22 protein-coding genes are annotated in these 24,989 nt (G+C 56.2%); 8 read left to right on the top strand and 14 right to left on the bottom strand.

The annotated features are described in order from the left end of the window. Positions 1-2 precede the first annotated feature (2 nt). Positions 3-2,606: a mechanosensitive ion channel family protein gene (locus tag CU041_RS13365; RefSeq protein WP_101247291.1), complete on the top strand. Its 2,604-nt coding sequence runs from the start codon at positions 3-5 to the stop codon at positions 2,604-2,606. A 29-nt stretch (positions 2,607-2,635) separates the two neighbouring features. Here CU041_RS13365 and CU041_RS13360 read toward each other — a convergent pair whose 3' ends face one another. The 10 genes from CU041_RS13360 to fsa form a co-directional block, all read right to left on the bottom strand. Continuing rightward, complete coding sequence (locus CU041_RS13360) at positions 2,636-2,992, bottom strand: NUDIX hydrolase (RefSeq protein ID WP_233433103.1); 357 nt, start codon at positions 2,990-2,992, stop codon at positions 2,636-2,638. 67 nt (positions 2,993-3,059) lie between these two features. Then, entirely contained in the window at positions 3,060-3,899 is an 840-nt protein-coding gene (nadC, locus tag CU041_RS13355) for a carboxylating nicotinate-nucleotide diphosphorylase (RefSeq protein WP_068519915.1), read from the bottom strand. A 75-nt stretch (positions 3,900-3,974) separates the two neighbouring features. Continuing rightward, positions 3,975-4,997 carry a quinolinate synthase NadA gene (gene nadA, locus CU041_RS13350; RefSeq protein WP_101247289.1) on the bottom strand — a complete coding sequence of 341 codons (1,023 nt, stop codon included), beginning with the start codon at positions 4,995-4,997 and terminating at the stop codon, positions 3,975-3,977. Positions 4,998-5,221: 224 nt separating this feature from the next. Further along, positions 5,222-6,610 carry a glutamine synthetase family protein gene (locus tag CU041_RS13345; protein WP_101247288.1) on the bottom strand — a complete coding sequence of 463 codons (1,389 nt, stop codon included), beginning with the start codon at positions 6,608-6,610 and terminating at the stop codon, positions 5,222-5,224. 66 nt (positions 6,611-6,676) lie between these two features. Next, positions 6,677-7,171: a class I SAM-dependent methyltransferase gene (locus CU041_RS13340; RefSeq protein ID WP_101247287.1), complete on the bottom strand. Its 495-nt coding sequence runs from the start codon at positions 7,169-7,171 to the stop codon at positions 6,677-6,679. A 95-nt stretch (positions 7,172-7,266) separates the two neighbouring features. Further along, positions 7,267-7,872 carry a glutathione S-transferase family protein gene (locus CU041_RS13335; RefSeq protein WP_101247286.1) on the bottom strand — a complete coding sequence of 202 codons (606 nt, stop codon included), beginning with the start codon at positions 7,870-7,872 and terminating at the stop codon, positions 7,267-7,269. A 104-nt stretch (positions 7,873-7,976) separates the two neighbouring features. Next, positions 7,977-8,270 carry a YrhK family protein gene (locus CU041_RS13330; protein ID WP_101247285.1) on the bottom strand — a complete coding sequence of 98 codons (294 nt, stop codon included), beginning with the start codon at positions 8,268-8,270 and terminating at the stop codon, positions 7,977-7,979. An 81-nt stretch (positions 8,271-8,351) separates the two neighbouring features. Next, on the bottom strand, positions 8,352-9,305 hold the full coding sequence (locus tag CU041_RS13325) for a tyrosine recombinase XerC (protein ID WP_101247284.1): 954 nt from the start codon (positions 9,303-9,305) through the stop codon (positions 8,352-8,354). Beyond that, entirely contained in the window at positions 9,284-9,973 is a 690-nt protein-coding gene (locus tag CU041_RS13320) for a DUF484 family protein (RefSeq protein WP_068519908.1), read from the bottom strand. The genes CU041_RS13325 and CU041_RS13320 overlap by 22 nt, the downstream gene beginning before the upstream one ends. Positions 9,974-10,098: 125 nt before the next feature. After that, complete coding sequence (gene fsa / locus CU041_RS13315; protein WP_068519907.1) at positions 10,099-10,755, bottom strand: fructose-6-phosphate aldolase; 657 nt, start codon at positions 10,753-10,755, stop codon at positions 10,099-10,101. 173 nt (positions 10,756-10,928) lie between these two features. Here fsa and CU041_RS13310 point away from each other — a divergent pair, with 173 nt between their 5' ends. Beyond that, positions 10,929-13,160 (top strand): primosomal protein N', encoded by a 2,232-nt coding sequence (locus CU041_RS13310; protein ID WP_101247283.1) that lies wholly within the window; start codon positions 10,929-10,931, stop codon positions 13,158-13,160. A 17-nt stretch (positions 13,161-13,177) separates the two neighbouring features. Here the strand turns inward: CU041_RS13310 and CU041_RS13305 are convergent, their stop codons facing one another. Beyond that, positions 13,178-14,011 (bottom strand): substrate-binding periplasmic protein, encoded by an 834-nt coding sequence (locus CU041_RS13305; protein ID WP_101247282.1) that lies wholly within the window; start codon positions 14,009-14,011, stop codon positions 13,178-13,180. Positions 14,012-14,071: 60 nt separating this feature from the next. On the opposite strand from CU041_RS13305, the gene CU041_RS13300 reads away from it, so the two are divergent. The 6 genes from CU041_RS13300 to atpC all read left to right on the top strand — a co-directional run bounded on the left by CU041_RS13300 (position 14,072) and on the right by atpC (position 19,829). Then, positions 14,072-14,395, top strand: a complete 324-nt coding sequence (locus CU041_RS13300; RefSeq protein WP_101247281.1) for a nucleoside triphosphate pyrophosphohydrolase family protein — start codon at positions 14,072-14,074, stop codon at positions 14,393-14,395. Positions 14,396-14,901: 506 nt separating this feature from the next. Continuing rightward, the gene (locus CU041_RS13295; protein WP_068519904.1) at positions 14,902-15,459 is read left to right on the top strand and encodes a F0F1 ATP synthase subunit delta; all 558 of its coding nucleotides are present in this window, start codon (positions 14,902-14,904) and stop codon (positions 15,457-15,459) included. Beyond that, the gene (gene atpA, locus CU041_RS13290) at positions 15,459-16,991 is read left to right on the top strand and encodes a F0F1 ATP synthase subunit alpha (RefSeq protein ID WP_068519903.1); all 1,533 of its coding nucleotides are present in this window, start codon (positions 15,459-15,461) and stop codon (positions 16,989-16,991) included. The genes CU041_RS13295 and atpA overlap by 1 nt, the downstream gene beginning before the upstream one ends. Before the next feature lie 30 nt (positions 16,992-17,021). Beyond that, complete coding sequence (locus CU041_RS13285; protein WP_101247280.1) at positions 17,022-17,912, top strand: F0F1 ATP synthase subunit gamma; 891 nt, start codon at positions 17,022-17,024, stop codon at positions 17,910-17,912. 52 nt (positions 17,913-17,964) lie between these two features. Continuing rightward, entirely contained in the window at positions 17,965-19,383 is a 1,419-nt protein-coding gene (gene atpD / locus CU041_RS13280; protein WP_068519901.1) for a F0F1 ATP synthase subunit beta, read from the top strand. A gap of 41 nt (positions 19,384-19,424) precedes the next feature. Continuing rightward, positions 19,425-19,829 carry an ATP synthase F1 subunit epsilon gene (gene atpC / locus CU041_RS13275; RefSeq protein WP_068519900.1) on the top strand — a complete coding sequence of 135 codons (405 nt, stop codon included), beginning with the start codon at positions 19,425-19,427 and terminating at the stop codon, positions 19,827-19,829. A 356-nt stretch (positions 19,830-20,185) separates the two neighbouring features. On the opposite strand, the gene CU041_RS13270 is transcribed toward atpC, so the two are convergent. The 3 genes from CU041_RS13270 to ccmI all read right to left on the bottom strand — a co-directional run bounded on the left by CU041_RS13270 (position 20,186) and on the right by ccmI (position 24,981). Continuing rightward, positions 20,186-22,810, bottom strand: a complete 2,625-nt coding sequence (locus CU041_RS13270) for an ABC transporter permease (RefSeq protein WP_101247279.1) — start codon at positions 22,808-22,810, stop codon at positions 20,186-20,188. Between the two features lie 22 nt (positions 22,811-22,832). Further along, positions 22,833-23,279, bottom strand: coding sequence for a response regulator (locus CU041_RS13265; protein ID WP_068520018.1), 447 nt, complete (start codon positions 23,277-23,279; stop codon positions 22,833-22,835). A 463-nt stretch (positions 23,280-23,742) separates the two neighbouring features. Next, positions 23,743-24,981 carry a c-type cytochrome biogenesis protein CcmI gene (ccmI, locus tag CU041_RS13260; RefSeq protein ID WP_101247278.1) on the bottom strand — a complete coding sequence of 413 codons (1,239 nt, stop codon included), beginning with the start codon at positions 24,979-24,981 and terminating at the stop codon, positions 23,743-23,745. Positions 24,982-24,989: the final 8 nt, after the last annotated feature.

The raw sequence follows: 24,989 nt of genomic DNA, 5'->3' as shown, positions 1-24,989 counted from the left end.
GCATGACTTCTCTTCGTCACGTATTCGCAGGTCTTGCAATCTGTTTGTTGGCGATGACAGCGACGCACCCTGTGGCGGCGCAAGGCGACGACAAGGCTCAGGAAGCCGTTCAGAAAATCGAACTGGAAAACGCCCAGAACCGGATTTCCGAATGGGATGATGCGCTTGGCGATCTGGAAAAGACGATCGCCCGTGACGAAGTCACCAACCGGTTTATTTCCGATGGCCGTGACAAGATCGAAACCATCCAGCTTGGTGTGAATACCCTTCATGATCGGGCAGATGAGCGACTGAAACGCTTTAAAGCCGCCCTTGGCAAGCTTGGCGAACCCCCGGCAGAAGGCCAGGAAGAAGTCCCCGCCGTCGCGCGCGAACGTGAACGCATTGGTCAGGACATCGCGCGCGTTACCGGGGTGATCAAGCAGCTTGAACTTGTCGATTTCCGTGCGACCGAACTTTCCGATCAGCTTGCCGCACTGGCCCGCGAACGCTTCACGCGCCGCATTCTGGGGCGGGTTGATGTGCCGCTTGATCCCGGTGTCTGGTTGACCGCGTGGGGTGAAATTGTGCGTCTGCCCAGCATGGTGCAGGCACGCTATGCCAACCTGGAACTCGAAGGTCAAGCGGCCGACGAGCTTGCCGAAATTGCGCCTGGCCTTGTTCTGTTATCCTTTATCGTGATTGCGGCCCTGATTGGCGGGGAAGTCCTTGTTCTGCGCTATATGCCGGCGCGCTGGAAAGCGGTGCCGTCCGAAGACCGGGTTGCCCTGATATCGGGGACACGGTTCCTGTTTACCGCAATGGTGCCGGGGATCGCGTTGCTGGTGGCATATGGCATTCTTGATTCCCGCGAGGACCTTTTGAACGGGGCGATGGGCGATTTCATCCATCAATGCTTTGCCGCCGCCCTGTTTTTGCTTTTTGTCGGTGCGGCCATTCGCAGCGTTCATTCCCCATTTTCACCGACCCTGCGCCGGGCCGGAACCACGCCGCGCGGTGCCCGGATTGTCGGGGTTTCGTCGCTGGTGGTGGCATTGATTTTTGCGTGGGACATGGTGCTGTTGCAAGGCGCGACAACCCTTGGCACGTCGCTTGATATTGCGCTTGTCCAAAGTATTTCCAACGTTCTGATCATTTCGGTCCTGCTGTTTGTGTCGTCGCTTGGCGTCTTCTGGGTGCATGACGAAAAGGACCGGCATGAATTCTGGCCCAAACTTGAACGGCGCAGTCGCCGTGGTCTGAAGGCCGTCGCCATTCTGATGCCGGTTCTGATGGCGCTGGGCTATGTGGCGCTGGCGCGCTTCATTCTGGAAAACCTGATGATGGGTCTGGCATTCCTGACCTGTTACTGGTTGCTGCGCGGCTATAGCCGGGCATTGATGCACACCTATCTGGTGCGCCCCGAACCGGCCGAAGACAGCAAAACCACCGATGCGGTGCATGGCACCCTGTATTTCTGGCTCCGTGTTCTGATCGATGTGGTGATGGTGACGATTGCCGTGCCGGTCGCGGTGATGATCTTTACTGATATTGCCTGGGTTGACCTGATCCTTGCTGTCCAGCAGGCCTTTGTCGGCATCCAGGTCGGGGGAATTCATTTCTCCCTGAAGTCGATCCTGCTTGCGGCCCTGATGTTTGTGATTGTTCTGGGCGCGATGCGGTTCTTCCAGCGGATGCTCAGCACGCGGGTTCTGCCCAACACCAAGCTTGATCAGGGGCTGCAACATTCTGTTTCGGCGATCTTCGGTTATGCCGGGATCTGTCTTGCGGTGCTGCTGGCTATTTCGGCGGCGGGCATGGATCTTTCGAACCTTGCGATCATTGCCGGTGCGATTTCGGTCGGTATCGGTTTTGGCATGCAAAGTATCGTCAACAACTTCGTATCGGGTCTGATCCTTCTGGTCGAACGGCCGATCAAGGTCGGGGACTGGATCGTGGTTGGTGCCGATCAGGGCTTTGTCAAAGATATCCGGGTACGCGCCACCGAAATCGAAACCTTTGACCGGTCATCGGTTGTCATTCCGAACTCCGAACTGATTTCCAACCGGGTCCTGAACTGGACGCTTAAGGAACGCTCGGGCCGTGGCATCATCAAGATCGGTGTTTCATACGGGGCCGATGTCGACAAGGTGCGTGAAATCCTGCTTGAGATGGCCGATAAACGTCGCGAAATCCTGAGCTATCCGGCGCCACAGGTCGTGTTCATGGATTTTGGTGCCAGCTCGCTTGATTTTGAGCTGCGCTATTTCCTGCGTGATATCGGCGATGTCATGGCGGTTGCAAGTTCGATCCGGTTTGAACTTGTGCAGCGGTTCCGTGACGAAGGCATCGAAATTCCGTTCCCGCAGCGTGACCTTAATCTGCGTGATATCGACAAGCTGACTGAGGCAATCCGCGATGCCGGCAGGGGCCAGACCCGACCGCGCCCCGAAACCCCGCAGGTCGAGGACAAGCAGGCCCCGCAATCGGATGATGTTGATGGACATGGTGCCGACCAGCAGGCAACACCGCCATCGGCCGCCAAGGATATTTCACGCGATCAGGACGCGTCGAGCCGCGGCATCCCGGATGCCGGTGGTGATCCGGATGCAGATGCCCCGCGCTAGGAATTGCCCGGAACGGAAGTACAAACCTGTCAGATGTCAAACAGTGCCGCTGTGATCTTTTGGCCCATCGGGGCCATTAGGTCGCGTTCGCGTTGGGTCAGCCAGCGCAGCTCGGCGATCTCGCGGGCCGGGGCAAGCATGCCGCGATAGTCGGCCGTAAAACAGGTCATGCGCACAATCGCCCCGTCGGGCTGATTGTGGCCATGCCCGGCAAAAGTGCCGATTTCCCGGATGCTGTCATCAATCAGGGTGACGCCAAGTTCCTCGGTGACTTCGCGAATGATGGCATCGCGGGCGGTTTCGCCCGGATCGATTTTCCCGCCCGGAAGATAAAAACGGTCGCGGCCATGACTGCGCACCGAAAGCACCTTTTCCCCGTCACGCAAAATCCAGTTTGCGGTCCGGATAATCCTTTGCGGTGATTCTTGTGTGTCCGGGTGGGGCATGGTGCGATTACAGGATGGCAACATCCAGCCCGATATCAACCGCCGGGGCCGATTGGGTAATGCGCCCGACCGATACGTAATCAACACCGGTGGCGGCAATCGCCCCGATGGTTTTAAGGTTCACGCCACCCGATGCTTCGGTCTTGCAGCGGCCACCAACAATCGCGACGGCTTCGCGCAGCATATCGGGTCCCATATTATCAAGCAGGATGATATCGGCACCGGCATTGGCGGCCTCGGCCACCTGATCAAGGGTATCGCATTCAACCTCGATCTTGGGCAGGTTGGCCGCACGGGCAGCTTCGACGCATTTGGTGATCGATCCGACAACACCGATATGGTTGTCCTTGATCATCACCCCGTCATAAAGACCCATACGGTGGTTCTGCGCCCCCCCCATGCGGGTGGCATATTTTTCCAGCTTGCGCCAACCGGGCAACGTTTTGCGGGTATCTAAAAGCTTCGCCGTTGTTTCGCCCATGGCGGCCACATAGGTGCGCGTGGTGGTGGCGATGCCCGAAAGATGCTGAAGCGTATTAAGGGCTGTACGTTCCGCGGTCAGAATACCGCGCGCATTGCCCTCAACCACGGCCAGAACGTCCTTTGCCTTGATCGCATCGCCATCCTCGCAATGCTTTTCGATTTTGGCATCGGGGACCAGTTTGCGGAAACAGTCCAGCGCGATATCAAGCCCGGCAACCACGATATCCTCGCGGGTTTCAAGGGCAACACGCAGGCGCGCATCAGCGGGCACAACGTTGTCAGATGTGATGTCGCCGGTTCCGATATCTTCGGCAAAGGCGCGGTCGATGAATTCCGAAATTTCAGCCTGGGTCAGGACGGTCATGGTGGGTGCCGTATTAAATGCGATGGGAAAGGCAAACAGCCCCGCAAGATTTGCGGGGCTGTAAGGTGATCTGGCTTAGGCCGCGTCGTCTTTTTTGACCGGAATGTGCTTTGACATTTCAAGCATGCGTTCAAGCGGTTTGACCGCTGCTACACGCAGGTCTTCGGGCATGACGATCTGCGGGCCGTTATTGACAAGACACAGATAAAGCTTTTCGAGCGTATTGAGCTCCATGAACGGGCAATTGTTGCACGCACATGATCCGTCGGCACCCGGTACAGGAATGAATTCCTTGTGCGGGGCTGCCTTTTCCATCTGGTGGATAATGTGGGGCTCGGTCGCGATCAGATATTTCTGATCCGGACCGTTGATCACATATTCCAGAATGGCCCGGGTCGATCCGATGTGATCGGCATGTTTCAGAATACCGTCATGGCATTCCGGGTGGGCAGCGATCTTGGCATCCGGGTTCTGGGTCTTAAGGCGGATCAGTTCGCGTTCGGAAAACTGTTCATGCACGATGCACGACCCGTTCCAAAGCGTCATGTCACGACCGGTTTTCTTGGCAAGGTAAGAACCAAGATGGCGGTCAGGTGCCCACAGGATCGGTTTATCAAGCGGGATCTGATCAATGATCTCGGCCGCATTGGACGAGGTCACGATAATATCGGACGCGGCCTTCACCTCTGCGGAGCAGTTGATATAGGTGATGGATACGTGATCAGGATGTTGTTCGCGGAATTTGCGGAACGGTTCGGGCTGACACGAATCTTCGAGCGAGCAACCCGCTTTCGAATCCGGCAACAGAACGGTTTTGTTCGGGCTGAGGATTTTGGCAACCTCGGCCATGAAACGCACACCGCAGAAAACGATAACATCGGCATCGGTTTCGGCAGCCTTGCGCGACAGGTCCAGACTATCGCCGACAAAGTCGGCAAGGTCCTGAATTTCCCCATCCTGATAGTAATGGGCCAGAATGATCGCGTTCTTTTCCTTTTTCAGGCGCTGAATCTCAGCTTCCAGATCAAGGGTCGGATCAATCTGCATTTCCGACATTGCGTCAGCAGATGCTTCGGCAATGGTGATCATTTCATTCATGGCGTTGTCTCATCTCGCCTGTTTGCAAGCCGGAGATAAGTCGCGGGGCCCGGCATTGCAAGTTAATGACAGTTTGAGAACTGAATATCGCCATTAAGCCGGGATGGCAAGGAAATGGGGCAGTTATTCACCCGGTCATGCACCAGACGCAGGACATAAAATTCCGCCCGCCACCTTGATGGCGGGCTGGTTTGGTGCGCAATCGGGTCAATCACCGATCTTCCTTAAACGGAAAACCCGTAATATTCCCACTCTGCCGCCGAAACCTTAAGCGCCATATGTTCGTACTCGGCCTGCTTGATTTTGGTAAAGGCCGTGTGGAAGCGTTCGCCAAGCGTGCGTTTGTTGAACTCGGATGCCCCAAACTGGTCAATTGCATCAAGCCAGTGTCGCGGCAGGTCGTTGGGGGCTTTGGCCTGACCGATTTCGTCTTCGCAGGGTTTGCCCGGATCAATCTTGTTTTCGATCCCGTCAAGGGCGGCACCAAGGGTGACGGCTGCCACCAGATACGGGTTGGCGTCCACACCGGCAATGCGATGTTCAAAATGGCGCGTTTTGCCCGGTGTGCCCGGAACGCGGAGCGCCACGGTGCGGTTTTCAACGCCCCAGTCATCGGATGCCGGTGAATACATGGCCGAGGCAAATCGGCGCCATGAATTCATGAACGGAGCAAGAAGCAGCATGGTTTCGCCGATGGTTCCGCGAATGCCACCAATGGCATTGAGCATCAACGGGCTGAGCGATCCGTCCGCCTGATCGGCAAACAGGTTGTTGCCGTCCGGATCGGCCAGCGACAGGTGCAAATGCATGCCTGACCCGGCTTCGTTGCCAAACGGTTTTGGCATGAATACCGCTTCCATGCCGAAACGCCGCGCACAGGTGCGGATAAGGCGTTTGGCAATGATGACATCATCGGCTGCACGCATCAGATCGCGATAGCGGATGGTCATTTCATATTGCCCCGGACCATATTCGGAAATCAGGGTTTCCAGGGTAAGGTCAAGATGCTTTGCGCCTTCATAGACCGCATCAAACAGCGGTGACATTTCGTCAATCTCGTCAACCGACATGGTATTGCGAAGCGATGATCCGCGTTTGGTCATGGCATAGGATGCCGGGTGATAAAGGCCCGATGCATCGGGCGTGCGATCCACCAGATAAAATTCAAGTTCGAATGCCCCCATCGGGCGAAAGCCGAGTTTCCCGGCCCGCTTGACCTGTGCGGCAAACACATTGCGCGGGTCGACATCATGGGGTGTGCCATCTTCTTCATGCATGGCAATCAAAAGCTGCCCGCGACCGGTATGGGGCAGATAGCCAAGCGTGCCCGGCACCGGCCAGCACCGGCAATCGCCGCCGCCCCCGGTCTGGACCAGACCGCAATCATCAACATCCTCGCCCGTGACGTCCTGCCCGAACAGGGAGCTGGGCAAGCCGCGACCGGATTTATAAATGCCTTCCAACTCGTGCCGACGGATCATCTTGCCGCGCCCGATGCCGTGGAAATCGGTCAGGATAATGTCGATGGCTTCGACATCGGGATATTTGGCCAGGAAATCCTGTGCTTCGGAAAGCTGCGATCCGCTGGGGGAGGAGGCATTACTGGTGGTCACGGTCTGGTATCCTGATGGTGGATTACGGGCGGTGGCCGACTATGGCCTGTGTGTCGGGCGGGCGGATTATTGCCCTTTGAAACGCCGGAAGAAATAGCGGTCCTGCGGCACACCTTCGGGCAGGGGTTCGGCAATCGTGCCGGGTACGTCGATCTTCTGATCGGAGGCGACAATCGCCCCGATCATCAAGGCCGGTGGCAGGGTCTGGCCGATAAAGGCCGCGATCTTGGCATTAAGGGCCTCGTCCCCGGTGCCGACATCGGAATGGACAAGGGCAACCTTGCCTTTGAACTGTTCGACCGCCCTGGGCAGGGTTTCGAAAATATCGCCAAGGAACAGATGATCGTCATCGGGGATGCATTTCGGATGGGCGGCGATCTGACGATCAAATACAAAGATTTCCCGATCCGGCATGATTTCGCGCAAATGGTCGAATGTCCGGCCATTGCCCAGACCGACTTCCAGTACGATGCCGTCCTGATCCTTGATCATTTCTGCGGCGGCATTCAGGCAATCGCGTTGGGCTTGCAGGCGGCGGATAACGCTGTTCAGACGGGACATAACGGGTGAGGCTCCGGGTTTTGGGAAATCGGGTCGTTATTGTTTGGGCATTTGCGACCCCGCCAATCATGCCGTGGGCGGGGCCGATAAATAGATCAACCTTCGAACTTGGTCGCGTCAAAGGCCGGGACACGCGCCCGGAAGGCATCAAGCCAGGCCACAAGCGCAGGATAGCTCGCGCGCCATTTGCCCTCAAAGCGCAAATCAAGATAACCGAGTGCACAGGCAATCGCGACATGCCCGATCGTAAGATCGCCTTCAAGCGATGGCGGGGTCTGGGCCAGCTGATCAAGTGATCGTTTGACCTTGTCTGCCTGATAGGACAGCCAGTCTTCATGGCGCTTGTCTTCGGGGCGCATGCGGTTTTCATAAACCTGAAGGATCGCGGCATCGACAATGCCATCGCCAAGCGCCTGAAGCGTTAATGCTTCCCACCGGGCGTCGCTTTCGGTCGGATGCAGGGTGATGCCATCGACCTGCGCATCAAGATATTCGCAAATCACGCGGCTATCAAAAATCTTGCGACCGTCATCCAGAATCAGGATCGGGATTTTGCCCAGCGGGTTCTGCTGGCGCAATGTGTCTTGCGGATCATTGGTGTTGGACATCTCGATGGTCAAACGGTCATAGATGCCAAGAATCTTGGCAACCATTTTGACTTTCCGGCCAAACGGCGACGGGCCACTGGAGCGCAGAATCATGATTTTCCTCCGGTCGAATCAATTGTTTGCGGGCAGTGTAAGGGGGAACTGCAAGCCGGTGGAAACGAAATTTTGCAAAATGCGCGCTAAGGCCAAAGCAGAGCTCAGCTTTGTGCGGACTGATCGGCATGCTGATGGTCGGTCTTGCCATCGCCAAGTCCCGAAAGATGCAGTTCGCGCGCCAGCCTTACAGCCGGGCGTGCCGCGAAAAGGACCGAGCCGATGATAAACAGCCACGTCCCGACATGCATCGTGGCCTTATCAAGAAACAGCACACTGCCGATGATGAACAACACCGCAGCAAGCAGATCGACTGTCGAATAGGCAATCTCATAGGCGCTATAGACCTGGCGGTGCTTCGGGCTGGCGTCAAAACGGCGTGAGCGAAACAGTTTCATGGCGGTCTCCCGTTGGGTGAATGATACAGTGCCAACGCTTGGAAACCCGGATCGTTTCCGCCAAATTTCCGGAATGATGGTTTATCGCTGCCGCGCCCGGGGATGGGTGCCGTTATAGACCGCCATCAACTGTTCGGTATCGACCGCGGTATAGCGCTGGGTGGTCGAAAGCGACGCATGGCCGAGCAAATCCTGAATGGTGCGCAAATCCCCGCCACCGGCCAGAAGATGGGTAGCAAAGGAATGGCGCAGCGCATGCGGGGTCGCCGTATCGGGCAGGTTCAAAAGTTCGCGGACCTTGCGCATTTCACGTTGGGCGACCTGTGCGACCAGTCGTTTGCCGCGCGCGCCGACAAAAAGCGGCTCATCCCCGTCCGGGGCAAACGGGCAGGCGCGGATATAATCATCGATGGCATCACGCACAATCTGCAAGACCGGGACAAGGCGCTGTTTGTTGCCTTTGCCGGTGATCACCATCGAATCCCCGGTCGGGCGTTGATTGGCGTTCAGGTCCAGTGCTTCGGAAATACGTAACCCGCATCCATAAAGCAGGGTGAATAATGCCAGATTGCGTTTCCCAAGCCATGGCTCATCCTGCCAGGCATCGGCATTTTCAAGCACCGCCATCGCATCATCGGGTGTCAGCGGTTTGGGTGTGGATTGCGGAAGGCGCGGGTTGCGGATGGATTGCACGGCGGCATTTTGCCCGCGCCCTGACCGTTCGAGAAAACGGTAAAAATTGCGCAGCGATGACAGCGCACGCGCCGTTGATGTTTTGGCCATGCCATCCATGCTGCGCCGGGCCAGCCAGCTTCGAAAATCGCGCGGGTTCAGACGCAGCAAATCTTTCAGATCAGGGACCGCGCCAAGATGGTCGGTGACAAACCCCAAAAAGGCATAAAGGTCGGCCTGATAGTTATCCGTAGTGTGATCGGATGCGCGTTTTTCATCGCAAAGCCACCCCCGCCAGTCGGCAATGGCTTCGCGCAGGTCGTCGGGCAGTTTAAGGGCGATCAGACCGTTTGGGTCAGCCATCTGCGTACCCCGAACTCGATCACGGATGCCAGGAACATGATCAGATCATTGGCCTGGGCCGGGCTGAAATATCCCGGTTCCTTGACGCCAAAGGCAACGATACCGACCGGATCGCCATAAAATGGTGCAAGGCGGACGATTGCTGCTGACCGGATTTCCTCGGCCCGCGGACCAAAGATCGCCTCATCCCCGGCATCATCCGGCAACAGCCAGACATCCTGTTCTTCGCCAAGAACCTGATCAACAGCACCAACAACGAGGCGCCGGACACGGCCGCCACAGCTTGGCACCGGGGCCTCGTCGCATTCTTCAAAGCACAGCGCAATCGCGTCAAGATCAAGCAGTTCGGGCACAAGGTCCTGAAGTGCTTCGACAAAGGTTTCAAAACCGCGCGCATTCAGCAATGCCAGAACTGCCCGGTGAATGCGGCTTTGGGTTTCAAGATTGGATTTGGAAATATTGATCAGTTCGCTGGTTGCACCGCGCAGCTTTTCGCGTTCATCGCGCAGGCGCGCCACGACATATTGCTGCATGTCGGCAACGCCATTGCCCAGCTCGCGCACCGGCAATTCAAGACTTTCAAGCAAGTCCGGACGCGTCGTAAAGAAATCAGGATTCTCGGCAAGGTAGTTGACGACATCGTCGGCGCGCAAAGCTGTCTTTTCCATCGGTTCCGGCTTGAAAAATTAGAAATAAAAAACCCGGCTGCCACAATGCGGGCAGCCGGGTTAAATGCATGTTAAAAACCGGCGGACGCGCGGTTTTTATCTGTCGTGCCGGATTGCGGGACGACTTAAAGGATCGACTGGCCGGTTTTTTCCCAATCCGCCAGGAAGGTCTCAAGCCCCTTGTCGGTCAGCGGGTGTTTGGTCAGCTGGCCAAGAACCTGCGGCGGGATGGTGACAACATCCGCACCAAGGCGTGCCGAGTCGACAACGTGCTGCGGGCCACGGGCCGAAGCAACCAGAACCTCGGTCGTCCAGTTCGGGTAGTTGTTGTAAACTTCACAGATGTCAGCAATCAGCTGCATGCCATCAGACGAGATGTCATCAAGACGGCCAACGAACGGCGACACATAGGTCGCGCCAGCTTTGGCAGCCAGGATCGCCTGACCAACCGAGAAGCAAAGGGTAACGTTGGTCTGGATGCCTTCGTCCGTGAAGGTACGGCAAGCTTTGAGGCCATCAGCCGTCAGCGGCAGCTTGACGACAACATTGTCGGCAATTTTCGCCAGTTTGCGGCCTTCGGCAACCATGGTGTCGTAGTCGGTCGCTGCAACTTCTGCGCTGACCGGGCCGTCGACAACGTCACAAATTTCCTTGATCAGTTCGAGAAACGGTCGGCCTGTTTTTGCTACCAGCGACGGGTTGGTGGTGACACCGTCCACGAGGCCGGACATGGCGAGTTCGCGGATTGCGTCGATGTCAGCGGTATCGATGAAAAACTTCATTGGATTTCCTGTTTAGGACCTGTTGTTCAATGATGCGGTTAGCTGCTAGGGTCAGAGCCATCTGATGACGGGACCAAACCCATGGCTGTGGGACCGTTTACGTCTTTGCCTGACGGCCCGGAACCCGCAAATCAGGTTCGGCGCTACAGGCAATCTCACGGGGTTTATAATATATGAGTGCCGCAAAGGCCACATCTGGAAATCTGTTTGCTGATGATCCGGCCTTTCAGGTAACCGCACAGACGATTTCTGTGTTGCCGCCGCTGCCTTTGGCGGGGCCGTATGATTATCTGGTGCCGGAAGGCATTTCTGTGGCACCCGGCGACTTTGTCGAAATTCCGCTGGGGCGCCAAAACCAGCGTGGTGTTGTCTGGGGACCGGCCAAGGGCGATGTCGAGTCGTCCAAACTGCGTGAAATTTACGGCGTTCTCCCGACCGAACCGATGGCCGATGTAACGCGCCGGTTCGTTGACTGGGTGTCGGCCTATACCATGGCCCCGCAAGGGGCGGTTTTGCGCATGGCAATGAGTGTGCCTGACGCCCTTGAAGCCCCCAAACCGATTTTCAGATTCACGCTCAATGCGGATTTTGATGCGGCGTCGCTGCGTATGACACCGCCGCGCAAACGCGTTCTGGCGTTTCTTGCCGATCATCCCCCCATGGAGCAAGGCGATATCCTGCGCGAAACCGGTGCCGGGGCCAGTGTGGTCAAGGGGCTGGTCGAAGCAGGTGCCGTGCAACGCTTGATGGTGACCCCGCCTTCGCCGTTTGATCTGCCGGATCTTGAAATCCCGCGGCCCGATCTTTCGGATGAACAGACAGCGGCGGCAGATGCCCTGTGTGCACAGGTCGAACGTGGCGGGTTTTCCTGTACCCTTCTTGATGGCATCACCGGATCAGGCAAGACCGAGGTCTATTTTGAACCGATCCGTGCCGCCCTTGCCCAAGGCAAGCAGGTGGTGGTCCTGTTGCCCGAAATCGCCCTTTCGGCTCAGTGGTTGCAACGTTTTCGCGACCGGTTCGGTGTGAACCCGGCCCTGTGGCATTCTGAAGTCGGGCAGGCGCGGCGTCGCGATACCTGGCGGGCGGTGGCAGACGGATCGGCAAAACTTGTGGTGGGCGCCAGGTCGGCCTTGTTCCTTCCCTATCACGATCTTGGTCTGATTGTGGTTGATGAGGAACATGAACATGCCTTCAAACAGGAAGACGGCGTGATTTATCACGCGCGCGACATGGCTGTGGCGCGGGCCCATCTTGGCAATATTCCGGTGGTGCTGGCATCGGCGACGCCGTCGCTTGAAACTTTGGCCAATGTCGAAGCCGGCCGCTATCAGCGTGTCGAGCTTGGTAGTCGTCACGGGGCGGCGGTTTTGCCCAGTGTCGAAATCATCGATATCCGTTCGGACAAACCCGAACGCAATCGCTGGATCACGCCGACGCTGAAAAAGCGGCTGGTCGAAACCTTTGCCAGCGGGGAACAGGCGATGCTGTTCCTGAACAGGCGGGGTTATGCGCCATTGACCCTGTGCCGGGCCTGCGGGCATCGGTTCCAGTGCCCGAACTGTACGGCATGGCTGGTTGAACATCGTGCCTGGGGAAAGCTGCAATGCCATCATTGCGGTTATCAGGCCAAGGCCCCTGATACCTGTCCGGAATGCGGGGCCGAGGGCAAATTGGCGCCGTGCGGTCCGGGGGTGGAGCGCCTGTTTGAAGAAGCGGTCGAAACCTTTCCCGATATCCGGGTCGAGGTCGCGACATCCGATAATATCATGGGGCCAAAGGCCGCCGCCGAACTGGTCAAGCGGGTTCACAATCATGAAGTCGATCTTTTGATCGGGACCCAGATCCTTGCCAAAGGGTATCACTTTCCGATGCTGACCCTGGTCGGGGTTGTCGATGCAGATCTTGGTCTGGCGGGCGGGGATTTGCGGGCGGCTGAGCGCAGCTATCAATTGCTGACCCAGGTCGCCGGGCGTGCCGGGCGTGGTGATCGACCGGGCACGGTCATTTTGCAAACAGCCGATCCGGCCAACCGGGTGATCAAGGCGATTGCTGCTGGTGATCGCAATGCCTTTAACGAGGTCGAACTGTCCCAGCGCATGACCCATGGCATGCCCCCGCATGGGCGACTTGCCGCCCTTATCATCAGCGGCAAAAAGGAAAACGAAGTCGACGAAGCCGCATGGCGGATCGGCCGGGCTGCGCCGCGTGGGGATGGCCTGATGATTTTGGGACCGGCACCAGCACCGCTATCGCTGTTACGCGGGCGCTATCGCCGTCGTTTCCTGATCCGTGCGGATAAAGGGGTGAAGATGCAGGCGCTTATTCATGACTGGCTATCAAAGGTCAAAACACCGGGCAGTGTGCGAGTGCAGGTCGATATCGACCCGTATAGCTTCATGTAAAAATGATCAGGTTCGGTTTATTGGGAATATTGTGACTGCCACCAATCCAGCCCATCCGGGCCAAGGTAGCGTTCAAAAATTGCCAAAAGCCGCCCGTCATCGCGCATTTCACGGATGATTTCGTCATAGCGGTCCAGGAAAACCTGTTTGTCAGGGTAATCCGATGCCTTGGAAAACGGATTGTAATAGGCCGCCCGGCGCAGCGGTGGATACAAAAAGGCAATCTTGCTGCGTTCACCGCTTTGGATGGTTTCAAAAACAGTGCTCAGATAATTGACCGGTACGGCGTCAAAGCGTTCCTGCAACAGCATCGGAATCAAAAGATCGTTGCGGGCAACCGTTTCGATATCCAGTCCGGATTCCCAGAATGCCTGTGTATAGGAATAGCCGGCAGCAGCCCCGATCCGGACATTGGACAGATCGGAAAAATCGGAAAACCGGATATGGTTGCTGTCTTCCTTGCGAATGGCAAAACGCCAGTCAAGCAGCAGGTGGGCTTCTTCTGGATAGGTCAGAAAGCGTTCGCGTTCATCATTCAGCGACAGGGTCAGCACAATATCGGATTGCCCCTGTTCGGCATTATGAAGCAACCGTCGACCGGTATCGACAAAGCGGAATGTGTAATCCGTGATCCCCATTTCGCGCAGAACTTCGGTCATGATATCGACATCGATGCCAAGCGCCTTGTCATTGGACCACCATTTAAGGGGCGGTTCGCTCAGACATTCGATAATCAGTGTTCGTGCCTGGGCGGTGCTGTATGAAAACACCAAGACACACAGGGTCAGGCAAACAGCTGCCATCTTGAAGATGGCATTTGTTTCATGGCGTGTGTCGATCGGTTTTCTCATTTCTGTCGTCCGTTGTGGGCGGCGGGAACCGGTGCAACTTGATATAGACAGAGATTTAAAGTGAAAAAGCATTGCGAAAACAATAATGCACGGACCGAAAGCCAACAATCAATCTGTGCATGGGCGGAAGAAACCTTTGGTCCGGTGACCGATCCGAAAGCACTTTGGGATCGCGCCATGCTCGAAATGCATGAACTTGGTGATGCCATTGATCAGCGTGATCTGTCCGAAATCGGCAAAGAGGCCGCCGACGTGATGATATTGCTATATCGGCTGATGGATCAGTTCGGCCTGGAACTCGGCGCGCAATGCGATGCAAAGATGGCCATCAACCGGTCGCGAAACTGGCAGTCAAAAGGCGACGGTACCGGTTCTCATATCTGATGCGTGACAAGCGGTGCCCTGACATGATGTCCCGGGCACGCCTGTCTTTATATATAAGCGGAATGCCAACACCTAATTTAAGTGCAGGATATCGGGGCGAAGTTTATCGGTTCATGGCCGTGCGCCGGGTATCTCAGGTGTGAACTCGGTTACACTTTTGCCGGGCTTTGATCTGTTTTGAGCAGGTCGGCCAAAAAGAATGTTCGTCCAAATCGGGGGATTCGTCGCGAAAATAGCGTGATCGAATACCCAAAGTGCCGTTTGGTTGATAAGGGCACGTTATAAAATAGTCGTACATCCCCCGCAAAAACGGGTGTTTTCGCGGTGTTTCGGGCCTTCTTTGCCAAAGAATGAAAAAGAGCGTCCAAATGCGCTTGCGCGGGGGTTGCCCACGCCATGGACATGTGATACCAAACGCTCGCTTCCCGGAAGGAGACCCTTTCGGGAGACCATTTTTTTATACGTATCCGAGTCGTTCTCATAACCAGAATTGAGGGCTTTCACCGGTGTCCCAAAATACTGCCGCGACCGGGCTCCAAGGGCGCTATGCCACTGCACTTTTTGACTTGGCCAATTCGGCCAAGCAGCTTGATGTTGTGAAAGGCGATCTTGAATTGCTCGACCAGGCCATCGCAAACAGCGATGACCTCCGGAATGTACTCCGCAGTCCCGTGATTTCCCGGGACGTGCAGGCCAAGGCGATGGCGGCTCTTCTGGACAAGCTTGGCGTTTCCGAGTTGACCAAGAAGACCGTAGGACTTCTGTCTCAGAAGCGTCGTCTGTTTGCCCTGCCGGGTGTTATCGATTCCTACCTTTCCATGCTCTCAGCTCACAATGGCGAAGTAACCGCACAGGTCACCTCGGCATCCGAGTTGAAAAAAGAGCAAATCGAAGCCGTTACCGGCGCTCTCAAAGAAGTTGTCGGCGCCACTGTCAAAGTGGACCTTAAAGTTGATCCGGCGGTTCTTGGCGGTCTTGTCGTCAAGGTCGGTTCCCGGGTTTTTGATGCCTCGCTTCGTACCAAACTGCAGAAGCTCGAGCTCGCTATGAAAGGGGTTGCGTGATGGAAATCCGCGCCGCGGAAATCTCCGCTATTCTCAAGGATCAGATTGCCAATTTTGGCGCTGAAGCCGAAGTTGCCGAAGTCGGTCAGGTTCTGTCCGTCGGTGATGGTATTGCCCGTGTTTACGGTCTGGACAACGTTCAGGCTGGTGAACTCGTTGACTTCCCGGGTGGCATTAAGGGCATGGCCCTTAACCTCGAAGAAGACAACGTTGGTGTCGTGATCTTCGGTTCTGACCGTTCGATCAAGGAAGGTGACCAGGTTAAACGTACTGGCGCCATCGTTGACGTTCCGGTTGGTAAAGAACTTCTCGGCCGCGTCGTTGACGCACTGGGTAACCCGATCGACGGTAAAGGCGATCTGGGAACCAAAGAACGTCGCCTTGCCGACGTCAAAGCACCGGGCATCATCCCGCGTAAATCGGTTCACGAGCCGGTACAGACCGGTATCAAGTCGATTGACTCCCTGATCCCGATCGGCCGTGGCCAGCGTGAGCTGATCATTGGTGACCGTCAGACCGGTAAAACCGCCATCATCGTTGACACCATTCTGAACCAGAAGCCGGTGAACGATGCAGCGAAATCCGACAGCGACAAGATGTTCTCCATCTATGTTGCAGTTGGTCAGAAACGTTCGACCGTTGCACAGGTTGTCAAGGTCCTCGAAGAGCGCGGCGCAATGGAAAACACCATTGTCGTTGCAGCTACCGCGTCCGACCCGGCGCCGATGCAGTTCCTGGCACCGTTCGTTGCTTGCGCAATGGGCGAGTACTTCCGTGACAATGGCATGCACGCAACCATCTTCTATGATGATCTGTCCAAGCAGGCAGTTGCATATCGTCAGATGTCGCTTCTGCTTCGCCGTCCGCCGGGACGTGAAGCATTCCCGGGTGACGTCTTCTATCTGCACTCCCGTCTGCTGGAACGTGCTGCGAAGATGAATGACGAAAACGGCGCTGGCTCGCTGACCGCACTTCCGGTCATTGAAACCCAGGGTAACGACGTTTCGGCGTTTATTCCGACCAACGTGATCTCGATCACCGACGGTCAGATCTTCCTTGAAACCGACCTGTTCTACAAAGGCGTACGCCCGGCTGTGAACGTTGGTCTGTCGGTTTCGCGTGTTGGTTCGTCCGCACAGATCAAAGCGATGAAGCAGGTTGCCGGCTCGATCAAGCTGGAACTCGCTCAGTATCGTGAGATGGAAGCATTCGCACAGTTCGCATCGGATCTTGATCCGGCAACCCAGAAACTTCTGGCCCGTGGCGCACGTCTGACCGAGCTGCTCAAGCAGCCGCAGTACTCGCCGCTCAAGGTCGAAGAGCAGGTCGTCGTGATCTATGCTGGTGTTAAAGGTTATCTCGACGGTATCGCAGTGAACAAAGTTCGCGCTTTCGAAGACCAGTTCCTGTCGGAAATTCGTTCCGCTGGTGCTGATATCCTCGATGCGATCCGCACCGAGAAGGTTCTGTCGGAAGACAGCGAAACCAAGCTTAAAGCGTTCCTCGACAAGTTCGCGAAAACCTTCGCGTAAGACTGAAACTTAGGCGAAGGAGGAAACGCAATGGCTAGTTTGAAGGATCTGCGCTCGCGCATTGCCAGCGTCAAATCGACGAGGAAGATTACCTCGGCGATGAAGATGGTGGCAGCCTCCAAGCTCCGTCGTGCACAGGATGCAGCCGAAGCAGCCCGTCCCTATGCTGAACGCATGGGGACGATGCTGGGTCGTCTTGCAACCGCCGTCGGTAGCAATGAAGGCGCTCCGAAGCTTCTGGCCGGTTCGGGTAAAGACAATGTGCATCTGCTCGTTGTCTTCACCGCTGACCGTGGCCTTTGCGGTGGTTTCAACGCATCGATCGTCAAAGCTGCCCGTTTGAAAGCCAAGGCCCTGCAGGCCGAAGGCAAAACGGTCAAGCTGATCTGTGTTGGCCGCAAAGGCGCAGATGCGCTCAAGCGTGAATTTGGTGACAGTATTGTCGCCCGGTATACCGGCATCGAAGGCAAGAAGGGCATTGATTTCTCTTCTGCTTCCGAAGTTGGCGATAAAGTTCTGGCGCTGTATGACGAAGGCGAATTCGACGTCTGCACGATCTTCTACAACAAGTTCGTGTCCGCGATTTCGCAGGTGGCAACAGCACAGCAGCTCATCCCGTTTGTCGGTGAAGAAGCTGCTGAGCAGGAAGAAGCTACTGGTTCTTCTGCGGTTTATGACTACGAACCGTCCGAAGAAGCCATTCTGGCTGATTTGCTGCCGCGTAACGTTGGCGTCCAGATTTTCGGTGCAATGCTTGAAAGCAGCGCATCCGAGCACGGCGCGCGTATGTCCGCGATGGATAACGCAACCCGCAATGCCGGCGACATGATCGACCGACTGAGCATCCAGTACAACCGCTCACGTCAGGCTCAGATCACCAATGAACTGATTGAAATCATTTCCGGCGCCGAGGCTTTGTAAGCGGGTCGCAGGAAGTTAACGGATAGCTTTGTCCGAGCAGGAGACAATACCTATGGCGAACAAGAAGGCGGGGAAAATTTCCCAGGTAATGGGCGCCGTCGTCGACGTTAAATTCGACGGCGAACTGCCTCCCATTCTGAACGCGCTGCATGTTGACAACAACGGTCAGCGTCTGGTTCTCGAAGTTGCACAGCACCTTGGTGAAAATGCGGTCCGTACGATCGCAATGGACACCACCGAAGGTCTGAAGCGCGGTCAGGAAGTCATCGACACCGGTGACGCGATCTCGGTTCCGGTTGGTCCGGAAACCCTTGGTCGTATTCTGAACGTGATCGGCGAGCCGGTTGACGAACGTGGTCCGGTTACCGCGACCAAAACCGCACCGATCCACCGTGAAGCACCTGACTTCATCGATCAGGCAACCGACACCGAAATTCTGGTTACCGGCATTAAGGTCATCGACCTTATCGCACCGTACACCAAAGGTGGTAAAATCGGTCTGTTCGGTGGTGCAGGCGTTGGTAAAACCGTTCTGATCATGGAACTGATCAACAACGTTGCCAAAGGCCACGGCGGTTACTCTGTTTTCGCTGGTGTTGGTGAACGTACCCGTGAAGGTAACGACCTCTATCACGAGATGATGGAATCGGGCGTTATCAATCCGGAAGGCGAATCCAAAGCCGCACTGGTTTATGGCCAGATGAACGAACCCCCGGGAGCACGTGCACGTGTTGCTCTGACCGGTCTGACCCTTGCGGAATACTTCCGTGACGAAGAAGGCCAGGACGTTCTGTTCTTCGTTGATAACATCTTCCGCTTCACCCAGGCTGGTTCGGAAGTGTCGGCACTTCTCGGTCGTATCCCGTCTGCTGTGGGTTATCAGCCGACGCTGGCAACCGACATGGGTGCGCTGCAGGAACGTATTACCTCGACCAAAAAAGGTTCCATTACCTCGGTTCAGGCAATTTACGTCCCGGCCGATGACTTGACTGACCCGGCACCGGCAACCTCGTTTGCTCACCTTGATGCAACCACCACGCTGAACCGTCAGATTGCCGAGCTTGGCATCTATCCGGCAGTTGACCCGCTCGATTCCACCTCGCGTGCACTCGATCCGGGCGTGATTGGCAAGGAACACTACGAGACCGCTCGTGAAGTTCAGCGTGTTCTTCAGACCTACAAAGGTCTTCAGGACATCATCGCCATCCTCGGCATGGACGAGCTTTCGGAAGAAGACAAGCTGATCGTGGCACGTGCCCGTAAGATCCAGCGTTTCCTTTCGCAGCCGTTCCACGTTGCAGAAGTCTTTACCGGTACTCCGGGCGTATTCGTTCAGCTCGAAGACACCATCAAGGCTTTCAAAGCGATCTGCGCTGGTGAATATGACCACATGCCGGAACAGGCATTCTACATGGTCGGCACCATCGAAGAAGCCATCGAAAAAGCCAAGAAGATGGCCGAAGCTGCCTAAGGCAGTTTCGGTCCCCCTCCGGCTAAGGAGCGAGGATTGTCATGACTGATACGACTGTACTGGAACTTGTTTCACCGTCTGCCCTGCTCAAATCAGAGCCGGTCGAGATGGTCGTTGTTCCGGGCACGGACGGGAATTTTGGTGTGCTGCCGAAGCATTCGCCGATGATCTCGACCATTCGTCCGGGTGTCATCGACATCTATGCAGGTGGTAAGGTTTCCGAACGTATCTTCGTCGCCGGTGGTGTCGCAGAGGTTAATCCCGAGCGTTGCACCATTCTGGCAGAAGAAGCGGTTCCGGTTGCCGATCTGAAAGCTGACGAAGCACAGGCACGTCTTGAGCAGGCAACTGCCGACCTCAAGGCAGCCAGCACTGCCCACGACAAGGCAAATGCCGAGCGCGCGCTCGAAATTGCCCGTGCACAGATTGCTGCCCTGACCAACTGATCGTCAGTTGAAATATTCCTGAAAAAGGCCGCCCTTGTGGGCGGCCTTTTTTGTTGGTGGTGTCTCGTTCTGATAGATGTCCATCACATGATGGTGACACCATAATTCAGGATGCGCTGCGCATGGATTTTGGGGGCTTCAAGATGTCCCAAGCCTGTAAGCGGAATGACCCCATCCGGAATTTCGCTACCCTGGTGTGCACATTCGGGCCGCAGTCATGTATGGGGTGGACGGGGCCCGCTATCTGCTTTGGTGTGGGGCAAGTCTGGCCCGGTCCAAACTAGCCTAGCCTAGCCCAGCCCAGCTCAGCTCAGGTCAGCATGGGCAGAGTGCCCTGTCTGGTGTGGTCTCTGGTCCTATCCGCGACGCCAACCCGACTGTGCCCGAAGGGATGCCTGTTGCAAAATCCATCCGCCACCAAACCCGATGATCCCGATCAGTGCCACGGCCCCTGCCGCAAGGGGCGCCATCATTACCACGGTCTCCGCGACGTCGAATGATCCGAGGCGCGATGCTGCCAGCACCGCGACACTTGTCCCGGCCACCGTGCCCAGAACCCCGCTTGCCGCAACCACAATGCCGGTTTCAAGTGCGCCTGTCCGAATGATTTGCCCCGGTCGAATACCAAGGGCACGCAGCATCGCAAGGTTGGCCGCGCCATCCTGACGCTGGGCAATCAACCCGGTCACAATCACCAGCAAGGCCCCGACGGTTGCCATTACCGTCAACAGCAACAGAACGCCGTGCACCTGGTCAAACAGGGTGCCAAGGCGATCCATGACATCCGATACCCGGATCATCGGAACGGCGGGAAACTGATCGCCAAGGCGGCTGATCGCGGCGGCGGTATTTCGGGATGCGGATGACGGGACGAGGTCAATTGTCGTGATCACGCCATGGGCAAATGGCGGCTGCATCGGGGACAATACCATCGGAAAATCAAGGCCAAGGCGCGACCAGTCGATCTTGCGCAGATTGGCGATCTTTAGGTCATGCCGCTGACCCAGAATATTGACCGAAATGCTGTCATCGAGCCCAAGACCAAGTGCATGGGCAATATCGGCATCAAGCGACACAAGGTTTGCATTGATACTATCGTCTGGCCACCAATCACCAGCCACAAGTTCGGCCTTTTGCAATGTTGTGTTTGGGTGACGCGCCCAAGACAGACCCCGGTCACCACGGATAAACCAGTGATAGCGTCGTGGCACCTGATCAAGGACAACCGGCTTGCCGTTAAGACGGGTTACCCGACCATGCACGAATGGCATTTGTTCGATCGCTTCCACCGATGGCACGGCAAGGGCGGCAGTCCGGAAAGTGGTCTGCTGATCGGGGGGCAGGTCAAAAAACACCAGATCGGGGGTTTCAGTTGGCAAGACGGATCTAAGGTGATGTCCCGCCAGTGCCCCGAACACAATGACCGCAAACAGGCATGTCACTGCCAGACCAAATGACGCGGCAACAGTGACCGTCGGGCTGGTCGGGCGGGCAATATTGCGCAGGGCCAGTTTCAAGGATGGTGATCCCGCGCATCGATGTGCGGCCAGTGCTGAAACCTTGCGCATCAAAAACCCGACGCCGATAAATCCCGACAGACACAGCACAAGCACCGCGATCAAAATACCGGAAAACCAACCGGACCCGATCAGGCGCATTGCAAACCAGATAACAGCGATGGCCGATGTCAGGATTGCTGCGCGGGTCAGCCACGCCCCGGAATGTTGCGTGCCTGACCCGTGCGGCGTTTTGTCGGTCTGATGGCGAAACAGCAGGGCCGGCTTGACCGCACATGCCGTCTGTATCGGTCCGATTGACAGCAGAGCCACAAAACACGCAACAAAGCCCGTAATATCAGTCCATTGATGGACTGACGGGTTAAGTGTAATGCCAAGGTTGCTTGCAAATATCGGGGCGATCATACCGGCCAAAAGCTGGGTGATAAATGCCGATACAATCAATGCCACAACCGCAATGCCCCAGACCAACCCGGCGATGGTGATGCCAAGTTGCCCCGGTCTGACCCCGACGGCGCGCATCAGGGCAAACTGATCCTGCCGACCGTTCAAATCGGTTCGAATGGCATTGGCAATCGCGCTCATTGAAATGGCAAAGATCGCAATGCCGATCAAACTGACAAAGGCTGTGGCGAACTCGCCGATCCGCTCGATACCCGGGATGCCATCAGCAGCATTCACAATGCGCCAGCCACTTTCGGGAAAGCGGGCTTCGATATCGGCGATCACCTGACTGTTGGGGCGGGGGTCAGCTTGGCTGCGTTTCAGTCGGCTATACCAGTAAACCTGTTTGTCTGAAGATAGCAGGGCGTTCTTTCGATAGTCATCAAGCGATACGATAATGCGCGGTCCCAGTGAAAACAGCCTGAACTGTCGTTCCGGTTCGGCCAGCAACCCTGCGCGAATACGATATTGCTGATCGCCGAGATGAATGACATCGCCGATCGAAAGTCCGCTTTGATCAAGAAAATCCTGATCAACGATTGCCCCGGGCAGGTTTTTGTTGCCACCGGCATCATCATCATCATCGTTTGCCAGAATGGCGCTGACCGGGCCGGGCCGCGAAAGCTTCACATCCCCGAAAAGCGGATATGTCCGGTCAACGGCCTTGAGTTCCGATAAAATTCCGGGTTGATCGGGTTTGGGGTGGATCATGACGCGTTGTTCGGCACTGACAGCCACAATGCCGAAAGTTTCAAGGAACCCCAACTCCGCATCTGTTGGCGGTCGGTGAAACAGCCGTAACGAGATATCGCCACCGATTGTTTGTTCGGCCGACTGGCGCAGCGCATCGCGTACTGAATGGGTCATGCTGACCGTCAGTGACAGGGTGGTGATTGCAAACACCAGGGTCGCAAACAGCGCCCATATGCCCGCAGTCGGTCTGCGAAGCTGACAATGGACAAAGCGACCGATGGCTTTGCATGTGGCGTAACGCGAAGAAGATGATGGCAGGCGGGACATGCGCGTCTCGCTGGCAGGTGGGTTACGGCGTCGGGGTTAAAGCCAGCCCCAGCCAGAAGGATTCGATCATTTTCATCAGATCGATGAATTCTGTCACATCGACCGGTTTGCGCAAATAACAGTTTGCCCCGGCAGCATAACAAAGATCAACATCGTGGTCCGCCCCCGACGTCGTCAGGACAATGACAGGGATTGAAGCCGAATTGGGATCATTGCGGATATCGCGCAACATTTCGCGACCATCCTTGCGCGGCATATTAAGATCAAGAAGAATCAGGCGCGGGCGCGGCGCATTCCGATAGGGGCCGTCTTGCTGCAGGAACTGCAACGCTGTCGTGGCATCCTTGACGTGATGCAGCTCCACCGGGCGTTTGAATTCCCGAAGAGCTTCGCGCACAAGACGTGCGTCACCCGGATTATCTTCAATCAGCAACAGATTGTTCGTTATGCCATTTGCGTGAGCCGACATTGCACCCATTATCCAATCGGGTGGGTAGTTATCCTATACCCCGTCCCTGTTTCCCGCTCTGCGAATCTCTTGAATTATAAAAAGAAAAGAGAACGATGGTTCCCCAACCATCGACCGCACCCCATATCCTAGAATAGCAATTTGCTAAATTAGCTACCCTTAAGACTGGTTCTCATACTTTGACACGAAAATCAAATCAATAAGGCCTTGTTAAAGTAGAAATCATTATTCTTACGTATGAAATATAATATCTCATAAGTGGTGGTGGAAGGGGAGAAGGGATATTTTTATCACCGCCGTATCCGCCGGATTTCCGGGCGGATCATGATGGGTGAAAACGGGTGGTATCGCCCGGCTGGCAATGTGTCGGGGAATGGTTGCCAGGTTCATCAACTGCAAACAGTTTTACAGCGCCATCCCGCGAATTGCCAGCCCAGATCATCGGGGGCGGCCTGATCGGGATCTAGTTTGCTGTGATCCCGATCTCTTTGGCCAATGCATCAAACCGGGCGACCAGATCGGGCTGATCGGCAAACACATCCGATGCCTTCTGATAGGCGGCCTGTGCCTTGTCCTGTTTCCCCAGCACCATATAGGCCTGCATCAGCCGTGCCCAGCCTTCCGGATCGTCCGGATTGCCGTCAAGACGGTCAGCCAGTCCATCGACCATCGAATTGATCATGTCCTGACGTTCTTCGGGTGTCATTTGCTGGGCGGCGGCGACATCGTCCTGGCTTGGACCATTGGATGGCGCGGCCTTTGCGACATCAAGTCGCCCTTCGATATCAATTCCCTGGGCAAGGGCGGCATCCTTGATCCGGGCAACCACCATCGGCAACCAGGCCGCATCAGCCGAGGCACTGTTGGCAAGCGCGATCCAGCGATCAACAGCCGCGGCAATATTGCCATCCTGTGCATCGGCAAGGCCCAGATAATACTGGATGCGCGGGTCGCCGCTTTGGGTTGTCGCGGCTTCTTTAAGGACACCGCGTGCGGTTGCATTGATCTGGCCATTGTCGCCACGGATCAGGCTTTCCGCATACATGGCAAGATAATCGCCATCGCGATCAGACAGTTTGACGGCCTCAAGAAACGCGGTCTGTGCCTCGACTGGGCGGCCAAGCGCCATCAGACTGGCGCCAAGCAGTTCCCACCCTTTAAGGTTTTCCGGATCGGCAATCAGCTTTTGCGAAAGATCACTGACCGCGCGGTTGAGTGCAGCAAGCCGGTCGCTATTGATCGATTCTGCCTGTTGGATGGCATTGATTTCATCAGCCCGGCTGGCAATCGGGCGGTCGGGCATATCGGGGCTGCCAAGATCAAGATAAAGCCCGAACCCGCCAATCAGAAACAGCACAATCGCAAGGGCGGAATATATCCGAAGTGACGGCTTGCCGATGCGTGATGTCGCCCCACTTTCCCGGGCCTTGATGCGCTGATCTGCATTCAGGATACGGCGTTGTACTTCGATACGTGCCGCATTGGCCTGTTCGGTGCTGAGGACACCGCGTTCGATATCGCGCTCGATCTCGGCCAGCTGGTCGCGATAAACCGCAAGATCATGGTTCAGTTCGTTATTGCCGTTTTGATCGTCGTCATCAGACGCAGCATCGGCACCCGTTTCACGCTGACGCAGGACCGGCCAAAGGACAAAGCCCGCAACAAGAAGCGTAATGGCGGCAAGAACAATCCAGATGGTCATGAAGGTTT

This window comes from Thalassospira povalilytica, from assembly GCF_002844235.1.
In the GTDB taxonomy this organism is placed as follows: Bacteria; Pseudomonadota; Alphaproteobacteria; order Rhodospirillales; family Thalassospiraceae; genus Thalassospira; species Thalassospira povalilytica.
This window is presented reverse-complemented; position numbering and strand designations above follow the sequence as displayed.